This is a genomic window from Leptospiraceae bacterium (assembly GCA_016708435.1).
Taxonomy (GTDB): domain Bacteria; phylum Spirochaetota; class Leptospiria; order Leptospirales; family Leptospiraceae; genus UBA2033.
Genome location: JADJFV010000038.1, coordinates 97926 through 114887 on the forward strand (window position 1 = coordinate 97926; position 16962 = coordinate 114887).

Sequence of the window (16962 nt, forward strand, 5' to 3'; positions counted from 1 at the left end):
GATTTATAGGAATATATAAGTGAGTATCCACGCAACAATTAAAAGACCGACAATCGCTGCAATGCCTACAGTGCCTAAGCTTAAATGAAATGGTTTTTTAGGCTTTCTGTCTTCTAATATTTCGGAATCTGGTTTTCGTTTGATAGTTGTGGCTAATGTCTCGAAGCCTGCTAATTTTACTTTAACCGTTGTTTCTTTTTCGGAGTAACGACCAAACACTCCATCGGTAATTTTAATAAGTGCGTCCACTTCAGTGGGGCTTTTTTTTATTTCAATGATAGTTGCAGGCACGGGTCGAATAATACCGCCATCGTCTTTTAAAGAGAGGAGATTAATGACGCTATTTGCTGCCTCACTATCGGGAGAAAATTTTACCATAATTCGATCACCAATTCGAAGTTCGTCAACGCGAGTCCCTGTCACGGGAGATAGAATATAAGTAAAATTAGCCACAAGGGAGCCGGGTGGAATTAACCCTTCTGCAAATTCCTTGTCTTTGTTTTTATCTGATAGCTCTTCTCTTGCTGCTGATGCATCTAGCTCATCTCTTTCAATTGGATGAAATATTGTATTGATTAAATAATCCCCTTTGCCAAGAACTTTCGATAGATTTTGTTTTAAGAGATCATTTAGTTTTTCAGAATTATCGTATTCTAAATAATACATCATTTCTACTAAATAGCTTTCTGAGTTAAATGAATTTTTGAAAGAATTGACGAGTGTCAGAGTTGCGCTTTGAACGTGATTGCCTTCAAACATGAATTTTTGAATTCGATTGACTACGTCTTTGTAAGTATAATCAGAATTAATATTGATTAATTCATTGGAATGAGAAACTAAAGTCTCGAATCTTTCAATGATGTTTTTTTGCTTATTGGCAACACCAGCAAAAACCACAAAGGTTCTTTGAATGCTATCTCTTGCTACAAATTTAATGAAGTATAAATCGCTAGGCATAATATAATAAAAAAAGGACTTATAAACAAATAAACCAATTCCTATCTAATTGGCAACTAATATTATTAAGTTTGCAAATTCAATCCCAGCTTTCAACGTGGTATGGAACTCTTTTTAGGAATTGCTATGTCCATTGTGAAAATTGAAAATCTAAAAAAATCTTATTATATTTCTGATAAAGGTGTTCCCATACTTTGGGATCTGAACCTAGAAATTGGCGAAGGTGAAATAGTATCAGTCGAAGGATCCTCTGGTGTTGGAAAATCTACGCTTCTGAATATCCTAGGTGCGATGGATGAATTCGATAGTGGTTTAGTAGAAGTATGCGGCGTGAATCTCGGAACTATCACGAACACGGAAAAAGAAAAATTTAGAGCCAATAAGATTTCCTTTATCTTTCAGCACCATCTCCTGCTGCCTGATTTTACTGCCTTGGAAAATGTTATGATTCCTCTTTTAATTAGCAAAATGAATATCATCAAAGCAAAACAGGAAGCCATTTCGATGTTACAAAAAGTAGGATTGGGAGAAAGACTAGATAGTTTTCCTTCTCAATTATCCGGTGGGGAAAGTGCAAGAGTTGGAGTAGCAAGAGCGCTCGTTTCTAAGAAACAACTGGTGTTAGCCGATGAGCCAACAGGAAACTTAGACAGAGAAAACTCCAAGAATCTAATGGGGCTTATCCTCGAACTACAAAGAGATTTGAAATTCTCTATGGTATTAGTAACACATGATATGGAATTAGCCGCAATGGCAAACAAAAGAAATAAAATGCTTTCTGGAAAATTGCAACCGATTCAAGTTACTGTCTAAATCAAATTCAAAAATTTCTCTACATCTCTGTGATTGCCGAATACTACCATAATATCCTTTGAGCGAAAGACTGTTTCAGCGGAAGGAATGCCTAAAGTTTCTAAAATCGCTTCGTCTTCTCTGCGTTTGCCTTTTGTAGCATTCTTATATCTCTTAATGGTAACAAGGAGCAAATTGTATTTTTCCTTTAACTTCACATCCATAATTGTCTTACCATTGAAAAATTCTGGAACGAGAAGTTCGGCAATTCGATATTCTTCGGAAAGAATAATACTTCCTTTTATATTTGCATGACCAAACATCTCAGCCATATTTTTTGCAGCCCGCTCTTCTGGATTAAATATATGCGTGATTCCAAGCATCTTCAAAATTCGAACATGAAGCTGTGTCTGATAACGAGCGATAATTTCTTTTACACCGATTCGCCTTAATATATCACTTGTAATGACAAGAGTTTCGAAATCATCAGCAGTGGCTAATATGACGTAGTCGAAATCTTCTAATCCCTGTGCTTCCATTGAGCTTTCATCTGTAGAATCAAGACAGACTGCATTGGTGCAGACATCTTTAATCTCTTCGATGAGTTCCATTTTTTTGTCGATAGCGATGACTTCATGTTTTTCTTCGTATAAGCATTTTACCAATTCTTTTCCAAAGTCACCTAGACCGATTACTGCAATTTTTTTTCTATTCATAAATTCCTACTGTAACAATTCGATAATTTCTTTGTATCCTAAATCTCTCGCATACGATAATGCAGTGTAACCGTGAATATCCGCAATACTGCGATCAGCACCACTTTCTAACAAAATCTTCACAGTGTCTTTGTCGCCTAAAGCCGTCGCAATCATAAGTGGAGTCAAGCTATTTTTATCCTTTTCATTTATCTCAATGACTGAATAACTCACTTGACTTTTCTTAGGAAAATCAAGTAATATTTTAAGAGTATCTCTATAGCCTTTGGTTACAGCAAGATGGAGTAGATTTGATCCGTCAAATAATTTTTCGTTTATATTGGCATTGTTCTTTAAAAGCATCCTGACAATTTCAGAATGACCGTTCTCAACAGCAAGGATAAGAGCTGTTTTGTGCTTGCGATTTTCTTCTGCAAGTCGAGCTTTTCTATCTAACAAAATTTTGACGATAAATTTATTGCCTCTCTCGATTGCCATCATGAGTGCATTATTTCCATCCGAGAATTTAAAATGGGGATTTGCTTTTTTCTTTAAAAGCTTTTCTGCGATTTCGAACTCATCGCCTTTTACTGCTGCCATAAGAGAAGAGCCGAAGTATTTATTCAAAGCATTTACATGAACTCGTTTGTCGAGTAGCATTTGAGCAATGAGCGGATGACCATACCGAGAAGCGATAGACAGCGCGTTATCCCCAGCTTCATTCTTTGCACTTGCAATTGCCCCTTTATCAAGTAGAAGCTGAACAATCTCCGCATTACCATGAAATGCCGCACTCATCAGTGGAGTGCTTCCAGTTTTCGTTTGAAAATTTATTTCTGCTTTGTAATCCACTAAAAGCTTGGCTATTTTATAGTTGCCTCTATCACATGCCGCCATTAAAGGAGTTTCCATTTCCATATTAAAAATATTTGCGTCTGCTCCTTTTTCGAGTAAGTCTTTTACCTCTGACACGCGCAGAAAGCGAACAGCAAGCTCAAGTAAAGAATTGCCCTTATCATTTTTCCAATTTAGTATTTTACCATCGAATTCTTTTTTTAATAATTCATACTGTAAAGAAGCCGTTTCTTCTAATGCTTTCTCATCTGCTACTGATTTCATAAATACATTCAGAATTTTTTCGTAGCCATTAGCCTTTGCTAAATCTAAAGCACTCATTCCTGTCTTCGCCTTTACATGAAGATCTGGATTTTTTTCTAATAGCATTTTTATAATTTCAGATTCGTTCTCTTTCGAAAGACAAATCATATACAGTGGAGTTCTATTTTCTAAATCCTTTGCATTCACATCTGCGTTATACGATAGAAGTAGTTTTACAATGCGGGGATTCTTATGCCAGGCAGAAGCATGAAGTGGAGTAAGCCCTTTTTCATTTGGTAGATTTACTTTCGCTTTAAATTCAAGAGCAATCTTAACTAGTTCAAATTGATTGTAATAGGCAGAGCTATAAAGAAAACTATCTCCCGCATAATCTTTAGTATTCGCATCGGCGCCTGCTCCTAAAAGAAGTCGAGTGATAAAAAAGTGTGACGGATAAATGAAATTATCCTTTTCGAGTCTCGCAAAATGAATAGGTTGTAATACTGCATCCGATCCAGACGAATCTTTTAGATTCAAATCGGCTTTGTTCTCTAAAAGAAATTTTGCAGATTTAAAACTTCCAAAGAAGGCTGAATGCATGAGAGGGCTTTTTCCTTTATCTCCATATTGCTCATTGATAGAAATTTCTCCAGAGTTAATAAGACTGGAAAGCTTATCAATATTATCCTCTTTAATTGCATCGATTAAAGCTTTGCTTTCCGGTTTAAAAACCCGGTCGTCTTTTATTGCGACTGGTTTTACTGGAGTGACAGGTTTTGGAGGAGGTTTATAGGCTGGATTTAGCATTTGCACAACTGCCCAGTGATTGTTTTTGACAGCGAGTGTAAGAGCCGATTCTTTTTTTCGATTCAGACGCTTTGCTTTTGCTTTATTTGTTAGGAGCAAATTGACAATATCTGCAAACCCGCGCTCGGAAGCGAGCATCATTGGGGTATTTCCTTCTTTGTCCCGAATATTCAAATCAAATTTTTGCTCAATGAAATATTGCACGGATTTAAAGTCATTGTAGAAAGCTGCGCTTAATACTCCGTAGTCTCTAAACTTCCCACGTTTCGTTTTTGTTTTTCTTTCTAGTAGAATTTGTGCAATGTCATGTTGTCGATTTTTAGAATTACGAATTGCATTGTAAAGGGCAGTTTCATAAGTTTGACTTGGCTCTTCTATATTTATTCCTTTTTCTAAAAGCAAATTTACAAGATTCAAATTTCCTTTATAGCAAGCGAGCATAAATACACTGTAGCCTTTTTGTGACTTAGCAAATAGATCAGAGCCTGCATTTAAAAGTAAGTCTATTAACTCCTGCTCTTCCGAAAGTATTGCATACATAAACGGAGTATAACCCTTATTATCCATCACATTTAAATCTGCCTTTCTTGCGATCAAAGTTTTCACTACTTCTTTTTGCTTTTTATCAATTGCGTGGACGATTGCGGTCATTCCCTCGCTATCTTTAATATTCAAATCAGGATTCTTTTCGAGGATAAGACTAATTATTTCCATTTGATCAAAGTAGATGGCTTGCATTAGAGCAGTATCACCCATAAAATTTTGAATATTTACGTTTGCATTTTTTTCCAAAAGAAATTTTGCAAGTTCAACATCCTTGCTTTCAATAGCAATATGCAGAAGTGTATTTCCATCTTTATTTCGCAGATTCAAGTCTGCATTCTTTGAAATCAAAAATTCGAATATTTCTTTGTCCTTTCTTCTCACCATCAAAACCGATTCCCCATCTTCTTTTTGGTGATTGACATTAGCCCCTCTTTCGATTAAGAGTGTTAGAATCGGTAACTCATTTGCTTTACCGGATTGTTTGTCCAGATAATTCATAAGCAGGTTGGCACCACTGATGTCTTCTTCATTTACATCAGCACCATATTCAATGAGTGTATTGATAATTTCTGTAAGATTTTTTTGGCAAGCAATGCGTAGAGCAGTTTCGTTGCGATAATTAATTGCATTGGGGTCTGCTTTTTTTTCTAGCAGAGCTTTTACAATTCCAATTGCTCCGAAATGAGTTGCAAGCATAAGAGGTGTAGTATTATACTCATTACCTGCATTTATATCTGCGCCGTTCTCAATCGCACGGTTAATATCAGTTATGCTCCGCTTTCTGACTGCTTCAAAAAGATCTTCCGTCGGTCCTGCATACAATGAATTAAGAATGGAAATAAAAAAAAGAAATCTAAAAAAAAATTGCATGTTCTTACTTTTAAGGATAGGGCTTTTCTGAAAAGTGAAAAATAATAAACCCTATCGTAACAACTCAGTGCCTCTGTGGCAATCTTTTTTATGTTGAGTTATTAGAACAATGCGGATGCTAGGTTCTTTATTACATCAAACGCATTTGCTTCTAGCTTTGTGTTATTCTGAAGCACTAAATTATATTCTGTGGGGTTAAAGGCAAATGTCTTTGTTTTGAATTCTAAAGTAAATCCAGGCCAGAGGGAAGTGTTTCGTCCTGACTTGTCCACATACCAACTATTGCAACTATCTGCCCAAACAGATTTTTTTAATCTTTTTTGTAATTCAGAATTATAAATATCTAAGACTTCTTGTTTTACATCCATGTATTTCAAATTATTTTCTTTGATGCTCTTAATGCACTGTGTTATATACTGTGCTTGCGATTCAATCATATAAATCATCGAGCTATGCGCTAGACCACTGTTCGGACCTGTCATTAAAAAAAGATTTGGAAAACCAGAAATGGTTGTGCCTAAGTAGGCTTTAGCGCCGTTTAGTTTCCATGTTTCATTTAAGCTTTGATTTTTTAATCCAATGATCTCAAAGGGTGCGCCTGTTTTGGCTCCATGAAATCCTGTTGCAGCAATGATTGTGTCTACAAAGATTTCTTTCCCATCTTTTGTCAGAATACTTTTTTCACGCACTTCTTCGATTCCAGAAGTAATCAGCTCTACATTTTTTCGCTCTAATGCTGGATAATAGTTATTAGACAGTAAAACTCTTTTACATCCAAAGAGGTAATTTGGCGTTAGCTTTTCTCGTAGCGTTGGGTCTTTGATACTTTTTTTCAAGTATTCTCTTGCTGCTTGCTCAAATGCTTTCATTAGATCGGGATTTATTACGAGTCCTAAAATTCGAATTTCTAAAATCCAGTAAATATATTCTCGATAGAGTTGTTGGGCGACAGGAAGGATACTATAGAGTAACCTCTCTTGGGCAGAAATTTCTCTGTCTGATTTTGAAATAATCCAGGGTGGTGTTCTTTGAAATAGGCTTAATTTCTTTACGATAGCTGCAATAGCCGGAACGATTTGAATTCCACTGGCTCCTGTCCCAATCACTGCGACTTCTTTTCCATTTAAGTCATAGGAATGATCCCATTTGGCTGAGTGAAATATTTTTCCTTTAAAACTATCGAGTCCTTTTATGTCCGGTAGAGAAGGACGACTGAGTCCTCCATTGCCTGAAACTACAGTGTGGGCTAAGAATGTTTTTCCGCTCTCAGTATGAACTTCCCATATACCGTTTGCTTCTTGAAAATAGATTCCTTTCACGGATGTGTTAAACTCGATTATATGACGCAAATCATATTTATCCACACAAAAATTCATATAAGCTAAAATTTCAGACTGTTCTCCGAACATTTTCTTCCAGTTGGGATTTGGTTCAAAGGAATAGGAATATAAATGGGACTGAACATCACACTCGGCACCCGGATAGGTATTGTCTCTCCATGTCCCTCCTATTGCATCTCTTTGTTCTAGAATTTTAATTGAACTAATCCCTGCTTGCCTTAACTTGATTGCCATGCAGATTCCAGAAAATCCAGTTCCGATAATGATTGTATCGAATACTTTTTTATTCTGACTGACCGAGTTTGTCTCCTGCTCTGTTTTATGTGTTGTCATTTAATACTCCTGCAAGTTTGAAGATTAGCATTGTTAAAATACTAAGTTCAATTCTTTTGAAATTATTCTAGCAAGATTTTTTAGATATGTCGCTTGAACTTATAATTTTAAACACTTTTTTGTGTAAAAAATTATAAGTTAGGACTTTTTTAAAAAAAACTACCAATGCATACCATAGTAGATTTCCAGATTAGTTACCTTTTTTAATTTTGATTTTCAGTAAATAGGTTTTGTCTCAATAAAAGATTGAATTTGGTAAAAATGTTTTACAAATTGAAGTGATTTAACATTTTATGAATATGAAATATATAATCGTATTTTTGTTCATAATATTCGGATATTCATCATTAGCCGCTAAAACTCCTAAGAAATTTACTGATTCGATTGTCTTAAAGAATGGAACAGTGTTAAACGGAATTAGAGTTACGAATACTGTTACTGTAAAAACAGAAGATGGAGGAACTATCATCTATAAGAAGAAGGATATTTCTGAAATACGAAAAGACAGTTCTGTAAAAGAGAATGAATCTGCCAAAAAACAAAGTAAAGAAGGCAGCGAAACCGCTAAGAAGGAAAGAAGTTCGCTGAATGTTTTATGGAGTGATTACCGAGGAGTTATGCAATGGGAAGATGCAATGGCAGTATGTTCCAATTTAGGAATGCGACTTCCGACGATCAGTGAACTTAGAGAAGCATTTATCAATGGAACGACGGAGGCTTGGAAGAAAGATGGGCTATTTTATTGGTCATCTACGCCAAGTGAATCCGACCATTCCTTTAACATCGGAATTAGTAACGGACATTTATTTGTGGATGATCGAAGTTTTGTAAATGATGTTCGATGCGTGCGTTAGTTTCTTTCTTTTTTCTCTCTGTATTCGCTTGGTCTGAGCCCCGTGACTTTTAAGAAATGAGAGTTAAAAGTTCCCTTTGAGTTAAATCCAACTTCATAGGCAACAGAGAGAATAGAACGTTTAGTATCCGCAAGTAAGATTTTTTCGGCTTCGGCGATGCGATAGGCGTTAATGAATTCGTTAAAATTTTTTTTGTATGTTTCGTTTAAAATGCGAGAGAGTTGATGAGGTGTTATGCTCAACTCTTCTGCGAGAGTATTGAGTCTTAGTTCATCATCGAGATAAATTTTTTGTTCTAACATAAGCTCATCTATTCGCTTGCATACGACAGCGACATTGACTTCTGTTAATAGGGTAGTCTCATATTTTTTTTGTTTAATGTCATTTTGCAGAGAAATAAAAAACTTCGGATACTTTGTATCAAATACATAGATTAAAATTATAGTAATCGTTAGAATGCAAACTCCGAGAGAAAAGATCGGCTGAATCTGCAATAAAAAACCAATGCAAATTAATATCACACCAATAATAGGGATAATCAAGATTATCCAGACAAACTTAGTATAATTGATTTCAAATCTAGTAGTTATTCGTAAAAACATATAACCCATATAACCAAAGTATGATAAAATATGGATCATTGCTAGAATATAGAGTAGTTTATAGGGAGTGATGCTTGTTTCATATAATGCTTTTTGTATTAAGGATTGTTTTAATTCTATTGGAAAAAGAAGAAAAATTAAATCAAACACAAGAGCAATGTCCGCAGGTATTAGATGATAGCGAAGATAAATTTTCTTATCACTCGTAAAATCAGTCACCGCAATTCCAAGGTTTAATATCATCGGACCGATGGCTAGAATGCTAGGTATAAAACTAAACGCGAGGTTGGGGTATTTTAATATTAGCCCCGTTGCATAGAATCCGAGGCGAAGCTGAATAAGTCCCAAAAAAAAGCCAATAAAGAATAGGTTGCCTAGTGACTTCGATTTTTCCTTTTTAGAAATCTCAAGCAAGGTAAGTAAGAAACAAAGTCCGGTTCCAAACTGTATAAAAAAATGACTGAAGTCTTGTAGTATCTGATTCATGATTTTTTTTAGATGCACATTTTAGAATACCAATCAATTTAAACTGGATGAATCCTATTGATTAAGATTACTTAAATGAATACTTAAAAAAGCAAGCATTAGTTCCTTTTTTGGAAGTCAGTAATAAAATAAAAATCGTTCTGAATTATAATTCGAGACTCATTTTTTTGTAAGCAATTATAATTTACGCCGACAAAGTTATTTTTTTAAAGTAAAATAATTGCAATATCAATAGATACACCGGTGTTCATCGGTGGTAATCTTTTTTGTAGGAGGAAATTATGGGTAGCACAGGATCAATTAAAGTAAGACATGTAGATTTTGGATTGGGAAAAGAAATTCCGAATAATTGGTTTAAGGGAAATTTTTTGATAACGCATTTTGTAAATAGTTTTCATTTAATTTTTCCCGATGGAGAAAAATATTTTATTCGATCCGTGAAAGCACAAGAGGAGTTCATTCACGATCTAGAATTAAAAAAAAGAGTAAAGGCATTTGTTGCACAAGAAGTCATTCATGGAAATGAGCACAAAGTTTTTTGGGAAACTCTAAAAAGACAGGGTTATGACATAGACAGTTTCTTAAATTTTTATAATACTACCGCCCATGATTATCTCGAGCCAAGTCTGGAAAAACTATTCGGAGTAAAACACGCATTAGCCGTAACAGTAGCCCTAGAGCATTTCACTGCTAGTCTGGCTGAGTATGCTTTCAATGAGTTGAACGAGTTAGAAGGCGTTTCGGAAGATATGCGTCAAATGCTTTTATGGCATGCCTCTGAAGAAATCGAGCATAAAGCGGTCGCCTTTGATGTTTTAAAAATGGTAGATGATAGTTATTGGCTGCGAATGAGAGGCTTGATTCATGCAACCATCACTCTCAGTCTTTACTCGATTATTGGTTTTATTTTATTCATGCTTCAGGAAATTAAGAAGGGAACGGTGATTAGCCCCTATGAGTTCTGGGAATTCTTCACTCATTTTATTTCTCTTGCTCGGACAATGGCAAAAGAAATCGTTCACTATATGAATCCTAGCTTTCATCCCGACCAAGTGGCAAACGAGCATTTGGCAAAGTATTTTTTTGATAAATACCAGGTAGAGAAAGTGAAGTTAAAAGTGGCAGTTTAAGATTTGCCACAGAGGCGCAGAGACACCGAGTAATTGATTGCTTAAATAAAAAAAGAGAAATTCCGAACCTCTCTGCGTCTCTGTGGCAAATAATCTAAGCGAGCGGCAAAGTGAAAGTAAACGTGCTGCCGACTCCGACTTCACTTGTCACCGAGATTTTACCCCCTAGCATTTCTACGAATTCTTTACAAAGAATCAGTCCAAGGCCTGTGCCTTTTTCATTTTCTGTTCCTCGTTTACTAAATTTAGAATCTATGCTAAAAATCTTTTCGATATTTTCTGGCTCAATTCCGACACCTGAATCATTGATTGAAACTTCTAGGAAACCATTTTTAGATTCAGAGGATACTATTATTTTGCCGTTGGATCGCGTAAACTTAATTGCATTGGTTAGTATATTTCGAAGAATTGTGCTTATCAAAGACTCATCTGCATAAATAAGATCAGAACTGGATAGCTTTTGTTCTATACTAATATTTTTGTTAATTGCATTTGGATTTACAATTGGGATTGTTTCAGACAAAAGAGAATTAAAAGAGATCGTTTCATAATTAACGATGATTTCCCCTCTTTGGGATTGTGCCCATTGTATTAAATTATTGATTAACGACAAGGCTGAATTAGAGGAGCTAATAATCATTTGACTGTATTTCAAAAAAAGAGAATCCTCTTCCTTATTACTTAGCCTAAACTTAGATTCCATGAATTCGGAGAGAGCTTTAATGCCAGCGAACGGATTACGAAGATCATGCGCAATTATGTTAAACAATTTATCTTTAGTTGCATTTAGAAATTCTAGTTCCTGTGTTCTTTGCTGAAGAAATAGTTCTGCCTTTTTGCGAGCCGTAATGTCTACAAAACTAACCACGATTTCAGATATTTCCCCCTCTTTATTTAGAGAAGGAAACCCATTGACTGATAACCATAAAATTTCCTCGGCAGAATGATGATGGGTTCCATATATATTATTCTTGATGGGCTTTTTTGTTTTTAAGATTCTATTCACAGGGTATTCTTCTAGAGATAGCTGATTGCTATTTGAATCTAGGCAATTCCATAAAGAAGCAGTCAAGGGCTTGCCATCCATTTGAGACTCACTAATGCCGAGCAGTTCAACGGCGCGAGTATTATGCATTTTAATTGATGTATCAGGATAATAAACAACTACGCCAGCCTCAATATTTGTAAGTAATCCGCGATATCTCATTTCACTTTCCAAAAGACTTTCCTGTCCCTTCTTGAGATCAGTTATGTCTAAAACAAGCGCATAAAATCCATTAACCTCTCCATTGGAAATGTCTGGGATGTATTGAACATAAATATAAGTAACCTGTCCATTTGGTTTGATGAGAGTTCTTTCGAATCTTTGCTGTTCTCCTTTTAATGCACCTATAATATATGGCTCGTTTGCTTGAAATAATTTTTCGCCTAGTAAGTCTTGTATGTGGATACCTTGCATTTGCTCCATAGTGCGACCAAACCAGGTAAGATAATGTTTATTGGAAAAAGCACATTTTAAATCGGATGTCCAGTAAGCAACCATCCCCGGAATATTATCCGTTATAGCTTTAATAATATTATGATTTCGTCTGAGATCTGCTTTTGCTCTTTGCAGCTCTGCATTTTGAATTTCTAGTTTTTTCTGATTTGCTCGAAGTTCTTCTTCTATTTGTTTTCTTGCTGTGATGTCTGTTTGTGACGAAAAGTATTGAGAAATATTTCCGTTGGAATCTCTTAATGGAACAATGGTAGTGGCTACCCAGAATATGCTTCCATCCTTAGCTCGGTTTCTGATATCTCCGCACCAAGTTTTTCCATTTTTCAAATCAGAATACATATTTATAAAAAAATCTTTAGGGTGATAATTTGAGTTAATGATGCGATGATTCTTTCCTATAATTTCTTCCTTCGAATATTTACTAATTTCACAAAACTTGGTGTTTGCGTAAGTGATTGCTCCAAAAATATTTGTATTGGAAAGAATTGCATGTTGGTCAATAGCGAATTGCCGCTGAGATTCAAATAATCCATTTTCCAATGTGTAGTTTGCTGATTCATTTTCGTAATTTCTCATTTTGGTCTCCTATGGCTAAATTTAACTATTGTATTTTAGATTAAGATTCAAAATATTTTTTCAATAAAGAATTGTATGTCAAATGAATTTTTAATTATTTTTGAGCTAGAGGCAAAGTGAAAGTAAACGTGCTTCCAATTCCTACGTTACTTGTTACCCATATTCTACCCCCTTGCAATTCTACGAATTCTTTACAGAGTATGAGTCCAAGACCAGTTCCTTTTTCATTATTCGTTCCTAAATTGCTAAATTTGGAATCTATTTTAAATATTTTTTCTAGGTTTTGCGGATTCATTCCAATTCCAGAATCATTAACAGAAACTTCGAAGAAGCCATCTTTGTTTTTTGTGGATACTACTATTTTGCCATTGGTGTGAGTGAATTTAATTGCATTGGTTAGTAGATTTCTAAGAACTGTAGTAATCAGGTATTCATCCGCATAGACAATGTCTTCTTCTGTTAGATCTGTTTCGATAGAAATATTTTTATTAAATGCATTTCCGCTTACGATTGGGATGGTAATAGAGACTAAGAAATTAAAAGAAACTTTCCTGTGGTTAACAGCAATATTCCCAGTTTGTGTTTTTGCCCATTGTGCCAAGTTATCTATGAGAGAAAGCGCTGATTTTGAGGAGTTGAAAATCATATGCGTATATTTTAGAAATATGGATGCTTGTTCATTATTATTTTCAACCAGCGATGTCTGCATTATATCAGATAGGGACATGAGTCCTGCAAATGGATTACGCAGATCATGTGCGATGATATTGAAGAATTTGTCCTTTGTTTTGTTTGTTTTTTCCAATTCCTGAGTATAGGTTTGTAGTGTAAGCTCGATCTGTTTTCTCTCGCTGATGTCTATCATGGCGATAAGATATTGTGCCATACCATCGTTATCCGTAAAACTAACTAATTCTAACTGCACCCAGAAAATTGTCTCGTTCTTTTTTTTCATTCTAACCTCGAATGATTTGGGATTGCCTGTTTCCTTAACATTTTTAAGAAAGAGATTAAGCATATCATGTTCTTCTGGCAGAATAAAATCATAAATTTTCAGTTTAGTTATTTCCAGATGAGAATAATCAAGCTTACCCATAAGAGCAAGATTTGCTTCTTGCAAAGATCCATCTTCATTGATAGTGCAATAACCAATTGGGGCTAAGTAGAATATATCCAAATAACGGGAATGCATTAAATACATTTCTTTTTGTGCATGGCGCAATTTATCATTTTGTTCTTTTAATAATTGTTGGCTTGTAAATAATTCTTCTTCCATATTTTTTCTATGGGTGATATCGGTTCTAGATGCAAAGTATTCTAAGATATTTCCTTCTTTATCTTTTATTGGAACAATGGTAGTGGCTACCCAGAATATACTTCCATCTTTAGCTTTGTTTCTGATTTCTCCTCGCCAAATCTCTCCTTTTTTTAAAGTGGAGTATAAATTTTCGAAAAAAAATTTTGAGTGGTATCCTGAGTTTATGATGCGGTGGGATTTGCCGATTAATTCTTCTCTTGAGTATTTACTAATCTCGCAGCATCGCTCGTTGACATAGAGTATATTTCCTTCTAAATCTGTAGTTGTAAGAATGGAATGCTGGTCAATAGCTGATTGGCGCATCAGGACTTTATTGATAGCTTTCTGTATATTCGCTAAGTCTTCTAAAATGATTGAATTTTCTTCTAATAAACCTTCTAAGTATTCTATAGTTTTCATGTCTTACCAGTTATCCTTATATTACGACTTGTCATTCTTATAATCGAAAGTAAAAAAAGAAAGAAACCTATGATAAACTGTCGTTTTAAAGTAATTACTTGTCTATTAAAAAAATAATTCCGCTTAAAAAATCTTAAATATGGAGTTTTTTTTATGTAGCTTCTTGGAACCTTGCAATGTTTTAATCGTAGCAACTAATCTCTACTTGATTTTCCTTAACTTAACAGAATTCGATGGCTATTCTTTCAAAATATCGAATAGCAGTTCTCATTCACTCATATAGCATAACGTTACCCATATCTTTTTGTTCTAAGTGAAATATTCAAAGATTACCACCGATGGACAGGCGAAGGCGTAGGTCGCGAATACTTGGAGCGAAGGGGGGAAGAGCACCGATAAAACGATACGATATTGATTTAATAATCGTGATTTGGTATGAATCCATATCGTTTTTTTATCGTTCTTTTATCAGTGTTAATCGGTGGTAATCAGTTTCTTATTATTTGTGGGTAACGTTATGACTCATTTAGCGAGGGGTAAACTAAAAGTAAACCTGCTTCCGATTCCGACTTCACTTGTAACCCAGATTTTACCACCCTGCATTTCTACGAATTCTTTGCAGAGGATTAGTCCAAGTCCAGTTCCTTTTTCTTTGTCGGTTCCTAGTTTGCTGAATTTGGAATCTATTCTAAATATTTTTTCTAGGTTCTTAGTTTCAATTCCAACTCCTGAATCGTTCACAGAAATTTCCAAGAAGTTATTCTTACTTTCTGTGGATACTATTATTTTACCGTTAGGATGAGTAAACTTAATTGCATTTGTAAGAAGATTTCGAAGAATTGTGCTCACTAAGGATTCATCTGCGTAAATTCTATCCGTTGTCGCTAATGCTTTTTTGATTGCAATATTTTTCTTAAATGCGTTTCCACTTATAATTGGAATTGTATAAGAGAGTATATAATCAAAAGAAATATTTTCAGGTTTAACTTTAATATTTCCTGTTTGCGCTTTTGCCCATTCCATTAAATTCTCAAGTAAGGTAAATGCAGATTTTGCGGAGGTTTGAATCATTTGCGTATACTTTAAAAATTCGGATGACCTTTCGTTGTTATCTCGTGTAAGCTCTGCTTCTAAAATTTCGGAGATTCCTGTAATTCCAATGAACGGATTACGAAGATCATGCGCTATGATATTAAAAAATTTATCTTTTGTATTGTTTAAAATTTCCAGCTCTTGAGCGTGTTTCTGAAGTGCTTCTTCTGCTTGTTTGCGCTCGGTAATGTCATTTGCTGCGCCAAATATTTGTTTGACCGAACCATCGCTTAGTCGTTTGTATATAATTTCGGTGCTCTCGATCCAATGCCAGAGACCATCTTTACTTTTCATTCTGTATTGATGAACTATTTGTGCATTGTCTTTAGTGTTTTTATATAGTGGATAAATTTTTTCTATGAATGCTGAACGGTCTTCTGGGTGCATCAATAAGAAAAGAGCTTGGCTCCCAAAACCTTGGATTTCATTTCTTGAGTATCCGAGAATTCGCTCTATACCTTCGTTGCTAAATACGTTTCGTCGTTCGATAATATCGTGGATATAAAGTATGCTAGGATTTAGATTTAATAAAGACTCCACAAATTTGCTTTTCTCAATCATCTCGACTTCCATTTTTCTTCGCTCGGTAATATCAATGAAGCTAATTACGATTTCAGATATTTCGTCATCTGTTTGGAAAACTGGAAAGCCATCAGCCGAAACCCAGATGACATCATTAGCCGCTCGTTCAATGCCAAATATTCTATTCTTTATTGGTTTTTTTGTGAATAGAATTTCATTCACAGGGTATCTATCTAACGGTAATTGACTATTATCCTCATATAAAAATTTCCAATATGGGTCATTTGCCTGTTTACCTCGCATTTGTCCATCGTCTAATCCTAATAATTCGGAAGCCCTTGGATTATTCTTTATAATGGAAGTGTCAGGCGCATGAACGATCACTCCTGCGTCAAGATTGGCTAATAGACCACGATATCTTTGTTCACTGATACGCATTGCCTCTTCGGCTTGTTTTCTTTTGGTATTGACGATTCGAATTGCAAAGTATTGATCAATGATTCCTTGTTCATTTTTCAGTGGAGTAATCATTGTGGATACCCAATAGTAGCTTCCATCTTTTGCGCGGTTTCGAATATCACCTTGCCAGACTTCGCCTTTTGTAATTGCAGAATACATATCTTCAAAAAATTCTTTTGGATGATAACCTGAATTGATAATGCGATGATTGCTGCCAATTAACTCTTCTCTTGTGTATTGGCTAATTTCACAGAACTGATCGTTGACGTAGGTAATCGTTCCATTCAAATCCGTAATGGCAAGGATTGCATGTTTACCAATTGTTTTTTTGTAGTGGTCTGAAATATTATCATCGCCTATCATTCGTAAATTATGTATCAGAATCCTTTAAAAGTAAAGAAAATTTTGGTGGATATGTAAATAAAGGTATTCCTTTTCATTCGTAGCGGCAAATTACTGTTTGACAATAAAAGAGTGAGATTATTAATGGTAAACAGATTTGGATTTTTTGTTTCAGCATTGATTATTGTTTCTTTGAGTATTTGCATTTATCTGCCTCTTCTCTCACAGTTCTCGTTAAAAAGACAA

Annotated in this window: 11 protein-coding genes; 3 read left to right on the forward strand and 8 right to left on the reverse strand. The window is 35.0% G+C overall.

From position 1 onward, the window contains the following. Nucleotides 1-3: 3 nt before the first annotated feature. Nucleotides 4-957: a hypothetical protein gene (locus IPH52_28355; protein ID MBK7058895.1), complete on the reverse strand. Its 954-nt coding sequence runs from the start codon at nt 955-957 to the stop codon at nt 4-6. A gap of 126 nt (nt 958-1083) precedes the next feature. Between IPH52_28355 and IPH52_28360 the strand changes: the two genes are divergently transcribed. Beyond that, nucleotides 1084-1770 (forward strand): ABC transporter ATP-binding protein, encoded by a 687-nt coding sequence (locus IPH52_28360; protein MBK7058896.1) that lies wholly within the window; start codon nt 1084-1086, stop codon nt 1768-1770. Here the strand turns inward: IPH52_28360 and IPH52_28365 are convergent. The 3 genes from IPH52_28365 to IPH52_28375 all read right to left on the reverse strand — a co-directional run bounded on the left by IPH52_28365 (nt 1767) and on the right by IPH52_28375 (nt 7438). Beyond that, nucleotides 1767-2465 carry a TrkA family potassium uptake protein gene (locus tag IPH52_28365; GenBank protein MBK7058897.1) on the reverse strand — a complete coding sequence of 233 codons (699 nt, stop codon included), beginning with the start codon at nt 2463-2465 and terminating at the stop codon, nt 1767-1769. The two genes, IPH52_28360 and IPH52_28365, sit on opposite strands and share 4 nt — an antisense overlap. A 6-nt stretch (nt 2466-2471) precedes the next feature. Further along, nucleotides 2472-5765, reverse strand: a complete 3294-nt coding sequence (locus IPH52_28370; protein MBK7058898.1) for an ankyrin repeat domain-containing protein — start codon at nt 5763-5765, stop codon at nt 2472-2474. Between the two features lie 101 nt (nt 5766-5866). Continuing rightward, entirely contained in the window at nt 5867-7438 is a 1572-nt protein-coding gene (locus IPH52_28375) for an NAD(P)/FAD-dependent oxidoreductase (GenBank protein ID MBK7058899.1), read from the reverse strand. A 299-nt stretch (nt 7439-7737) separates the two neighbouring features. Here IPH52_28375 and IPH52_28380 point away from each other — a divergent pair, with 299 nt between their 5' ends. Beyond that, complete coding sequence (locus IPH52_28380; GenBank protein MBK7058900.1) at nt 7738-8292, forward strand: DUF1566 domain-containing protein; 555 nt, start codon at nt 7738-7740, stop codon at nt 8290-8292. Here the strand turns inward: IPH52_28380 and IPH52_28385 are convergent. Beyond that, entirely contained in the window at nt 8289-9380 is a 1092-nt protein-coding gene (locus IPH52_28385; GenBank protein ID MBK7058901.1) for an AraC family transcriptional regulator, read from the reverse strand. The genes IPH52_28380 and IPH52_28385 overlap by 4 nt on opposite strands. Nucleotides 9381-9661: 281 nt before the next feature. Here IPH52_28385 and IPH52_28390 point away from each other — a divergent pair, with 281 nt between their 5' ends. After that, nucleotides 9662-10510 carry a metal-dependent hydrolase gene (locus IPH52_28390; GenBank protein MBK7058902.1) on the forward strand — a complete coding sequence of 283 codons (849 nt, stop codon included), beginning with the start codon at nt 9662-9664 and terminating at the stop codon, nt 10508-10510. A gap of 94 nt (nt 10511-10604) precedes the next feature. Here IPH52_28390 and IPH52_28395 read toward each other — a convergent pair whose 3' ends face one another. From IPH52_28395 to IPH52_28405, 3 genes are all read right to left on the reverse strand, one after another. Continuing rightward, entirely contained in the window at nt 10605-12584 is a 1980-nt protein-coding gene (locus IPH52_28395; GenBank protein ID MBK7058903.1) for a PAS domain-containing sensor histidine kinase, read from the reverse strand. A 94-nt stretch (nt 12585-12678) separates the two neighbouring features. Then, nucleotides 12679-14301: a PAS domain-containing sensor histidine kinase gene (locus IPH52_28400; GenBank protein MBK7058904.1), complete on the reverse strand. Its 1623-nt coding sequence runs from the start codon at nt 14299-14301 to the stop codon at nt 12679-12681. 522 nt (nt 14302-14823) lie between these two features. After that, nucleotides 14824-16737, reverse strand: coding sequence for a PAS domain-containing sensor histidine kinase (locus IPH52_28405; protein MBK7058905.1), 1914 nt, complete (start codon nt 16735-16737; stop codon nt 14824-14826). Between the last annotated feature and the right edge of the window lie 225 nt (nt 16738-16962).

Bases quoted from the DNA above. Each gene is read 5' to 3' on its own strand.
- IPH52_28355 (MBK7058895.1), bottom strand. From the start codon at position 957: ATGCCTAGCGATTTATACTTCATTAAATTTGTAGCAAGAGATAGCATT.
- IPH52_28360 (MBK7058896.1), top strand. From the start codon at position 1,084: ATGTCCATTGTGAAAATTGAAAATCTAAAAAAATCTTATTATATTTCT.
- IPH52_28365 (MBK7058897.1), bottom strand. From the start codon at position 2,465: ATGAATAGAAAAAAAATTGCAGTAATCGGTCTAGGTGACTTTGGAAAA.
- IPH52_28370 (MBK7058898.1), bottom strand. From the start codon at position 5,765: ATGCAATTTTTTTTTAGATTTCTTTTTTTTATTTCCATTCTTAATTCA.
- IPH52_28375 (MBK7058899.1), bottom strand. From the start codon at position 7,438: ATGACAACACATAAAACAGAGCAGGAGACAAACTCGGTCAGTCAGAAT.
- IPH52_28380 (MBK7058900.1), top strand. From the start codon at position 7,738: ATGAAATATATAATCGTATTTTTGTTCATAATATTCGGATATTCATCA.
- IPH52_28385 (MBK7058901.1), bottom strand. From the start codon at position 9,380: ATGAATCAGATACTACAAGACTTCAGTCATTTTTTTATACAGTTTGGA.
- IPH52_28390 (MBK7058902.1), top strand. From the start codon at position 9,662: ATGGGTAGCACAGGATCAATTAAAGTAAGACATGTAGATTTTGGATTG.
- IPH52_28395 (MBK7058903.1), bottom strand. From the start codon at position 12,584: ATGAGAAATTACGAAAATGAATCAGCAAACTACACATTGGAAAATGGA.
- IPH52_28400 (MBK7058904.1), bottom strand. From the start codon at position 14,301: ATGAAAACTATAGAATACTTAGAAGGTTTATTAGAAGAAAATTCAATC.
- IPH52_28405 (MBK7058905.1), bottom strand. From the start codon at position 16,737: ATGATAGGCGATGATAATATTTCAGACCACTACAAAAAAACAATTGGT.